The 1,500-nt window shown below is 70.7% G+C and carries 1 protein-coding gene; it reads right to left on the reverse strand.

Annotation, left to right across the window (positions count from 1 at the left end):
- Positions 1–1,500 (reverse strand): CoA-acylating methylmalonate-semialdehyde dehydrogenase (locus K2X24_RS12475; protein ID WP_292498466.1); only part of this gene is annotated, 1,500 nt, incomplete at its 5' end.

Here is a 1,500-nt window from a genome sequence, read left to right on the forward strand (position 1 = left end):
CTACGTCATGGTGGGCATGACGAAGTCGGCGCCGGCGCGGATGCCGGTGGGCCAGCGGGTGGTGATGGTCTTGAGGCGGGTGTAGAAGCGCACGCCCTCGGGGCCGTGCATGGCATGGTCGCCGAACAGCGAGGCCTTCCAGCCGCCGAAGGAGTGGAACGCCATCGGCACCGGGATCGGCACGTTGATGCCCACCATGCCGACCTCGATGCCGTGGGCGAACTCGCGCGCGGCATCCCCGTCGCGGGTGAAGATCGCGGTGCCGTTGCCGTATTCGTGCTCGTTGATGAGCCGGGCGGCGGTCGCGTAGTCCGGCGCCCGGGTGACCGCCAGCACCGGCCCGAAGATCTCCTCCCGGTAGATCGACATCTCCGGGGTGACCCGGTCGAACAGGCTGCCGCCGAGGAAGTAGCCGCCCTCGTAGCCCTGGAGCTTGAGGCCGCGCCCGTCGACCAGCAGCTCGGCCCCTTCCGCCACGCCGGCATCGATGTAGCCGCTGACCTTGTCGCGATGGACCTTCGTCACGAGGGGGCCCATCTCCGAATCGGGGTCGGTGCCGGGTCCGACCTTGAGCGCCCGCACCTTCGGGATGAGCTTGGCCACCAGGGCGTCGGCGGTCTTCTCGCCCACCGGCACGGCCACCGAGATCGCCATGCAGCGCTCGCCGGCCGAGCCGTAGGCCGCGCCCATCAGCGCATCCACCGCCTGGTCGAGATCGGCGTCGGGCATGACGATCATGTGGTTCTTGGCGCCGCCGAGGCACTGGGCGCGCTTTCCGTTCGCGGTGGCGGTGGCGTAGATGTACCGCGCGATCGGGGTCGATCCGACGAAGCTGATAGCTGCCACGTCGGGGTGGTGCAGGAGGGCGTCGACCGCCGCCTTGTCGCCGTTCACCACGTTGAAGACGCCGTCGGGCAGGCCCGCTTCCTTGAGCCAGGCCGCCACCAGGAGGGCGGGCGAGGGGTCGCGCTCGGAGGGCTTGAGGACGAAGCAGTTGCCGCAGGCCAGCGCGACGGGAAACATCCACATCGGCACCATGACGGGGAAGTTGAACGGCGTGATGCCGGCGACCACGCCCAGCGGCTGGCGCAGGGAATGGCTGTCGACGCGGGTGCCGACGTTCTCGGTGACCTCGCCCTTGAGGAGTTGCGGGATGCCGGTGGCGAACTCCACCACCTCGAGCCCGCGCTGGATCTCGCCCTTGGCGTCCGAGAGCACCTTGCCGTGCTCGGCGGTGATGAGGGCGGCGAGTTCGTCGGTGCGGTCTTCCGCGATGCGCAGGAAGGCGTTGAGGATGCGGGCGCGGCGCAACGGCGTGGTCAGCGCCCAGTCGCGGGCGACCGCCTTGGCGGCGGCCACCGCCGCGTTCACGTCCGCCGCGTCGGCCAGGGCGACCCGGCCGGTCTCCTCGCCGGTGGCCGGGTTGAAGACGGGCGCGGAGCGCGTGGCCGTGCCGGCGACGGTTCGGCCGCCGATGAAGTGCGAAATCGCGGTGGGCAT

It is taken from the genome of Methylobacterium sp., assembly GCF_019750675.1.
Classification (GTDB): Bacteria; Pseudomonadota; Alphaproteobacteria; order Rhizobiales; family Beijerinckiaceae; genus Methylobacterium.